The organism is Candidatus Dependentiae bacterium (assembly GCA_018897535.1).
Lineage (GTDB): Bacteria > Babelota > Babeliae > Babelales > UASB340 > UASB340.
On the sequence record JAHIKO010000036.1, the window covers coordinates 1 to 7,106 of the forward strand.

The 7,106-nt window shown below is 26.8% G+C and carries 8 protein-coding genes; 6 read left to right on the top strand and 2 right to left on the bottom strand.

The window, feature by feature from the left end:
• Positions 1-28 precede the first annotated feature (28 nt).
• On the bottom strand, positions 29-883 hold the full coding sequence (locus KKE07_01960) for a deoxyribonuclease IV (protein MBU4269623.1): 855 nt from the start codon (positions 881-883) through the stop codon (positions 29-31).
• Between the two features lie 83 nt (positions 884-966).
• Here KKE07_01960 and KKE07_01965 point away from each other — a divergent pair, with 83 nt between their 5' ends.
• From KKE07_01965 to KKE07_01990, 6 genes are all read left to right on the top strand, one after another.
• Positions 967-1,386: a cupin domain-containing protein gene (locus KKE07_01965; GenBank protein MBU4269624.1), complete on the top strand. Its 420-nt coding sequence runs from the start codon at positions 967-969 to the stop codon at positions 1,384-1,386.
• A 12-nt stretch (positions 1,387-1,398) separates the two neighbouring features.
• The gene (locus KKE07_01970; protein MBU4269625.1) at positions 1,399-1,947 is read left to right on the top strand and encodes a hypothetical protein; all 549 of its coding nucleotides are present in this window, start codon (positions 1,399-1,401) and stop codon (positions 1,945-1,947) included.
• A 14-nt stretch (positions 1,948-1,961) separates the two neighbouring features.
• The gene (locus KKE07_01975) at positions 1,962-2,615 is read left to right on the top strand and encodes a hypothetical protein (protein MBU4269626.1); all 654 of its coding nucleotides are present in this window, start codon (positions 1,962-1,964) and stop codon (positions 2,613-2,615) included.
• A gap of 1 nt (position 2,616) precedes the next feature.
• Entirely contained in the window at positions 2,617-3,579 is a 963-nt protein-coding gene (gene psd / locus KKE07_01980; protein ID MBU4269627.1) for a phosphatidylserine decarboxylase, read from the top strand.
• A 9-nt stretch (positions 3,580-3,588) separates the two neighbouring features.
• The gene (gene rpe / locus KKE07_01985) at positions 3,589-4,233 is read left to right on the top strand and encodes a ribulose-phosphate 3-epimerase (GenBank protein MBU4269628.1); all 645 of its coding nucleotides are present in this window, start codon (positions 3,589-3,591) and stop codon (positions 4,231-4,233) included.
• An 89-nt stretch (positions 4,234-4,322) separates the two neighbouring features.
• Positions 4,323-6,551: a hypothetical protein gene (locus KKE07_01990; protein ID MBU4269629.1), complete on the top strand. Its 2,229-nt coding sequence runs from the start codon at positions 4,323-4,325 to the stop codon at positions 6,549-6,551.
• Here KKE07_01990 and KKE07_01995 read toward each other — a convergent pair.
• Positions 6,548-7,106, bottom strand: a 559-nt coding sequence (locus KKE07_01995; GenBank protein MBU4269630.1) for a Holliday junction branch migration protein RuvA, incomplete at its 5' end; no start/stop codon positions are given. The genes KKE07_01990 and KKE07_01995 overlap by 4 nt on opposite strands.

A 7,106-nucleotide genomic window follows, 5' to 3' on the forward strand; every position in this document is an offset into this window, starting at 1 on the left:
TGGACTTATATTATTTATTTCTAAAAAATTATTTTACAAGCGATTTTAAAAAAACTATCTCTTTTTCATAATCTTGAGTTTTTTCAACAGGAGTTTCTAAAATTTTAGGTATTTTTTCAAGTCTCTTATCATTCATAATCAACGAAAATGTTTTTTTAGGTATTTTACCCTGCCCAATATTTTCATGCCTATCCTTTCTGGAATTTAATTCTGTTTTGGAATCGTTAAGATGTATCGCGTATAAATTTTTTAATCCCAAAATTTTAGAAAAATCTTTAATCGTTTTTTCATAGCCGGGTTCTGTTGAAATATCATATCCTGCTGAAAATATATGGCAGGTATCAAGGCAAAACCCAAGTTTATCTTTTTCTTCGCAGTTATCATAAATTGTTTTTAATTGCTCGAATTTGTGCCCAATATTTGTACCCTGTCCTGCAGTTGTTTCCAATAAGATTTTTGTTTTTCCTATACTGTTTTTTAAAATTATATCTAAATTTTTTGATATTTGTTTTATACATGTTTGTTCATCAGAATCCAGGTAGGCTCCGGGGTGAATAACCAAATATGGTATATTTAATTCTTCACATCTATCAAGTTCTTGTTTAAGTGATAAAACAGATTTTTTTTCAATATCTTTTTTAGGCGAGCCTAAATTTATTAAATAAGAAGAATGTGCAATTATAACTTTTATTTTGGATTTTTTATGAATTTCTTTAAATTTAATTATTTCATCTTCTGTTAATTTTTTTACAAACCAAGATCTACTGCTTTTGGTAAATATTTGTATTGCTGTAGCGCCAATAGACTCACCCTCTTCTATGGCTTTGTATAAACCGCCACTAATGGAAGTGTGGGCTCCTAATAATATTGTTTTTTCTTTCATTTCAAATTATCCTTGTCTTTTTGGTTTTTTTTAATTATTTATTATAACTTAATAAGCTTATTTTAATAAAATTGGGATTTAATATGCAAAATTTAAAAAATTTAAAAGACAATAAAGATTTAATTCATGGTGGTGATAAGCTGGTAAATTTTGTAACAAAGGTTTGGGGCCATGAAGAATGGATTGTAAATAATTCTAAATATTGTGGTAAAAAACTTGTTTTAAAAAAAGGTTACCGTTGTTCAATGCATAAGCATAATATAAAAGATGAAACTTTTTATATACTTTCGGGATTGGTTTTAATGGAATCCGAATATGAAGGAAAATATGAAAAACGAATTATGACTTGTGGAGATATTATGCATATAAAGATTGGAATGTGGCATAGATTTACCGGAATCGAAAATTCTGAAATTATGGAATTTTCAACTTTTCATATGGATGAAGACTCTATAAGAAGAGAAGACAGTGGTTCCATTGATTTAAAAGATATTGGTTTTTAGGATTTAATTATATTGAAGATTTTTACTAAATTTATACTACCAATTATTGCATTTTTATCCGGTATTTTATTTTTCTTAATTTATAATGATATTTTAGTTATCAAATTTATTTCTTTTAATAAAAATAATTTTGTAGGTAATTTTTTTGATCACTCAACTGTAAAAAAAAATGTTACATTTTATTATTGGAAAGATGAAAAATTTAATACAGAAAAACGAGATTTAATTTGGTTATCGGATAAGGCTGAAACTTTAAAACATTTTGTAAATGATTGGCTAAAAATTTTGTTGGAAGAAAATATTATAAAAAAAAGAGTTATTTTAAATTCAATTGCTCTTAGTAAAGAAAAAGATATTGCATATTTATCTTTTGATCAGTCTTTTTTAGAGCAATCATGGTCAATATATGCAAAATGGAATTGTATAGAAAGCTTATTAAAAAGTATAAAAGATGCTGATTTTAAAATTAATGAAATTGTATTTTTGGTAAATAATAATGCAATGTATGATGAACATCTTGATTTTTCACAATCATGGGGAATTTTAGGTTTTTATCAGTAAGATAGGGAGTTTTGATGAAAAAAATTATTAGTTTTATTTTCTGTTTTTTACTAAATTTTAATATTTTCGGTAATAATGTTGAAACTGATTTTTTGGATAAAAAAACGATTTCTGTAAGACTTTTATTGACATTGGATGAACAACCAAATTGTTTAAAAGATAATTCAAATTCTGAAGAAATTTTAAAAAATAGAAAAAGAAGAAAGGCAAAAATAGCAGCATTTTTGGGTGTGTTTGCAAAGCTTTTAACATCTGTTGTTAATATTATTAATGGTAATCCAAAAGACGTTGTTGCAAATATTGTCGGTAGTGTAATAACGGCGGCAGCTCAGGCAACACAAGTTCAATCGGATTGTGAAGAAAAAATTGATAGATCAGAAATATCTGATGAAAGTATTAATAAATTGATACTTAATACAAGTGAAACTTTATATGCAATCTTAAAAAACAATACAGAAAAAGGTTTTGATCTATCTCAAACGCCTTTATTAAAAGAATTTAGTTTAATTGAATCGCAAATTGAGCGTTCATCGTGGATAGCAAATAATTTTTTAGATAACTTTTTTGTTCAAGCTTTTTTGAAAGATGCAATAAAATATTTAAATTATTATTTACATGCAAGAGTAGATGGTTTTACGAGTTATTTAGAAGAGAATTTATTAATTTAATATGAAAATATTAAATATATTTTTTTTATTATTAATCATATTTATAATTTTAATTTTAAATTTTTGGCAAACAAAAAATAGTTTTCAAAAAATTTATTACTACGATGTAAATAATAAATTGGTTATAGAGAAAACTGAGGCTCTTAGTTTTTTAAATTTTTTATATTTTAATAAACTTGGGCAGACGTTAAGACCAATTTTTATTCAAAAATTTTTATCAAAATTAATTGGTTTTTATCAAGATTCTTTTTTTAGTAAATATAAAATAAAATATTTTATTAAAAAACATAATATAAATATGTCGGAATTTATAAAAACAGAGTCTGAATATAAATCGTTTAATGATTTTTTTGTAAGAGAGTTAAAACAAGATATTAGAAATATTAATAAAGATATAACTAAAGTTATAGCTCCTGCAGATAGTAAACTTTTTGTTATAGATAATTTATCAAGAGATACTGAATTTTTTGTTAAAAATATAAAATTTAATTTAAATAATTTTTTAAATGATTTTGAATTAGCCAATCGTTATCAAGACGGCTTAATGCTTATATTCAGACTTTCACCGCAGGATTATCACAGGTATCATTTTCCATTTGATTGTGTAGTTTCCAAAGAAAAAACAATTAGTGGTAAATTGGAGTCGGTAAATTCACTTGTTTATAAATCGGGAATTCAGCCACTATATACTAACGAACGAATATCAATAAAATTAGGTTCAAAAAATTTCGGTGATGTTTTATTTATACCTGTAGGTGCGATGTTTGTTGGTAAAATTGTTAATAAATATTTTTTAAATAAAGAATATAAAAAAGGTGAGCTTATTGGTTATTTTGAATTTGGCGGATCTACAATTGTTTTGATATTTGAAAAAAATAAAATAAAAATAAAAGAAAGATTTTTGATAAATTCACAAAATGGTTATGAAACACAAGTTAAAATGGGTGACGTTATAACGGACTAAGGAGCTTTGATGAAAATTTTACCATCATTAATTTCTTCAGATTTATTGAATTTGGAAAAAACTATAAAATTACTTGAACCTCATTGTGACGGTTTTCACATTGATGTTATGGATGATCATTTTGTTCCTAATCTTACTTGGGGATATTCTTTTGTTCAGGCTATTTTAAATATTGCAACTTTGCCAATTAATTTACATTTGATGGTTGATATGCCTGAAAAATGGGTTAATAAAATTAAATTAAGGCGTGATGATATCTTTGTTTTTCATTACGAAGCTACTTTAGAACCAGATCGAATATTAAATTTAATTCAAGCTGTTAAAATTTTAGGTTGCAAAGTTGGAATTGCTATAAATCCCGAAACTTCAGTATCAAAAATATTTGATTATGTGGATAATTTGGATCAGGTTCTTGTAATGTCTGTTAAACCTGGCTTTTCAGGGCAAAAATTTATTCCGGAAGTTTTAGATAAAGTTGAAATATTAAAAAATCACCGAGACGGTATGAATCTTAATTTTACTATATCTATGGATGGTGGAATTAATAAAGAAAATATAAAATTAATCGAAGAATCCGGAGTAGATGAAGTTGGTATGGCAAACGCAATATTTTCTCATAAAGATATTGTAAAAGCTTTAAAAGATTTATATTAAAATTTTGTTTTAATTATTATATTGTGTGCTAATATTTATTTTTGTTTAATATCTGAACATAAATTTTGAGACTATGTAGGGGGATTATTGTGAATGGTTCTGGAAGCTTTTCAAAATTAAGAGTAGGCGTTTTAATGGGCGGTCGTTCTATTGAAAGAGAAGTTTCATTCAATTCAGGACGCACAATATGTGATCATTTGGATGTGCAAAAATTTGAAATTGTACCGGTATTTCAAAAAGATAATGGAACACTTTATTTATTGCCATGGCATTTTTTACATAGAGGAAAAATTTCCGATTTTTATAATCGTTTGGATTCTGAAGCAAAACAAATTAAATGGGATGATTTAAAAAATTTAATTGATTTTGTGTATTTGGCATTACATGGCAGATTTGGAGAAGATGGGACTGTTCAAGGTATTTTGGAAATTTTAAATATTCCATATTTGGGGGCCAAGGTCTTTGGTAGTGCTTTAATTATGGATAAGGTTGCACAAAAAGTTATTCTTGAAACAAATAAAATAAATACACCAAAAGATATAACAATAAGTGCTTATGATATTAAAAATATAAAATTAGAAAATATTTTAAATAGTTTGGAAAAAAATAAAATCAAGCTTCCCGTAGTTGTAAAACCAGCACATGAAGGTTCAAGTTTTGGTGTTTCTGTAATTTATAAAGAAAAAGATTTATTAAAAGCTATCAAAGATGCTTCATCATGTACTTCAGGTATTATGCAATCTGTTTTGATAGAAGAAAAACTTGAAGGTATGGAGTTTGTTTGTGTATGTTTACAAAAACCAAATAAAGAATGGCTTCCATTATCTGTAACTGAAGTGATTGTAGAAAATGGTTACGATTTTTATGATTATGAACAAAAATATATGCCGGGAAGAGCAACAAAAATAACTCCCGCAAGATGTGATAAAAAATTACATCAAGATATTTTAAATACATGTTTAAATGTTACAAAACTTTTAGATTTCAACGCTATATCTCGCATAGATGGTTTTTTAACCAAAGATGGTAAAATTTATATAATAGATCCAAATTCATTGACAGGTATGAGTCCGTCATCTTTTTTATTTAATCAAGCAGCAGAGGAAGGTTTAAATCACACTCAATTAATAAATTATTTAATTGATTCTGAATTAAAGCAATACGGTATGTCTAATATAAATTTAATTTCGCAAGAAAATATGAATAAAGAACTAAATTCGAGGAAACGTATAGTTGTACTTTTGGGTGGTAATACAAATGAAAGAGAAGTTTCTCTAGATTCCGGAAGAAATATTTGTTATAAATTGTCGCCACACAAATATGAAGTAATTCCTGTTTTTGTAGATAATAATAAAGAACTTTATAAAATTACAAATAAATTACTTGTTCAAAATTCTACAAGAGAAATTAATGAATTATTGACGCTTGAAATGAAAATTGACTGGGCAGATTTGCCATCTATTTGTGATTTTGTTTTTATTGGTTTGCATGGCGGTATTGGAGAAAATGGATCGGTTCAAGGTATGCTTGAGATGTTGAATTTACCGTACAATGGATCCGGAGTTTTGGCCAGTGCGCTTTGTATGGATAAGTTTAAAACTAATCAATATTTACGCAATAAAGGTTTCCATGTAGCAAAATCTGTAATGCTTGCTAGTAATACTTGGGCTGAAAATAATAATCAAGAATTTTTAGATAAAATAACAAAAGATTTTAATTATCCGTTAATCGTAAAACCTCATGATGACGGATGTAGTTTTTTTGTTAAAAAAATAAATGATAAAAAAGAATTATTTAAAAATATAGAAATTTATTTTAAAGAATCGGGTAAAGCACTGGTTATGATCGAAGAGTTTATACTTGGTATGGAGCTTACATGTGGAGCTTTTGGTAATAACGATGTTATTGCTATGCCACCAAGTAAAGTTCTTGCAAGTAAAGATATTTTATCTATAGAAGAAAAGTTTTTACCCGGTGCCGGAGAAAATTTAACCCCTGCCCCACTGCCAAAAACGGCATTGGATTTTATAAGAAAAGAAATTGCTTGCGCATATAAAGCTTTAAATTTAAAGGGTTATGCTCGAACAGATTGTTTTTATCAAGATGAAAAAATTTCACCAACCGGTAAAGAGCGTTTGGTAATTTTGGAAGTTAATACTTTGCCGGGTATGACTCCTGCTACTGCAATATTTCATGCTGCCGCTGAAGTTGGCTTAAAACCTATGGAGTTTGTGGATAAAATTGTAGAACTTGGTTTTGAATTACATTCAAGAGCAGATTTGGTTGAAGATAAAAAGCTTAAAATTAAAACTGCTTAAATATTATTTGATAAAAAATTTAATGCAGAACGTATAAGTTGATCCAAAGCTATATTTTGTCCGGCATGTTTTTCTGACAAAAATTTTATAGTTTTTGCAATTTCTTGCTTTGAATAATTAAGCGAAGTTAAAACATCTGTTATATTTTGCCATTGTGTAAAATCAGTTTGAGATTCTTCCGGTTTTAATTTTCCCGTTGATATTAATTTTGCAATTTTATGCTTTAATGCAACAATTATTTGCTCGGCTTTTTTTTCACCAATTCCATTAATTTTACTTAAAGCTTTTTCATCTTGCTGACTTATTATTTGTATAAATTCTGATGTCGACATTTGAGATAATATATTCATCGCAATGCTTGGACCGATTTTTGGGCAATCTATTATTAATAAAAAAATAGTTTTTTCCAGTTCAGTTTCAAAACCATATAAAACTGGGCCATTTTCTTGGTTCCAATGCATGTAAGTAAATAACTCGATATCTTTTTCTGTTGAAAAATTTTGTATCTGTGGCGTGAAGATTTCAAATCCAAAATCGTTTACTAAAAGTGTTAAA

Coding starts and splice junctions, on each gene's coding strand:
- KKE07_01975 (MBU4269626.1), top strand. CDS start 1,962: ATGAAAAAAATTATTAGTTTTATTTTCTGTTTTTTACTAAATTTTAAT.
- rpe (MBU4269628.1), top strand. CDS start 3,589: ATGAAAATTTTACCATCATTAATTTCTTCAGATTTATTGAATTTGGAA.
- KKE07_01965 (MBU4269624.1), top strand. CDS start 967: ATGCAAAATTTAAAAAATTTAAAAGACAATAAAGATTTAATTCATGGT.
- psd (MBU4269627.1), top strand. CDS start 2,617: ATGAAAATATTAAATATATTTTTTTTATTATTAATCATATTTATAATT.
- KKE07_01960 (MBU4269623.1), bottom strand. CDS start 883: ATGAAAGAAAAAACAATATTATTAGGAGCCCACACTTCCATTAGTGGC.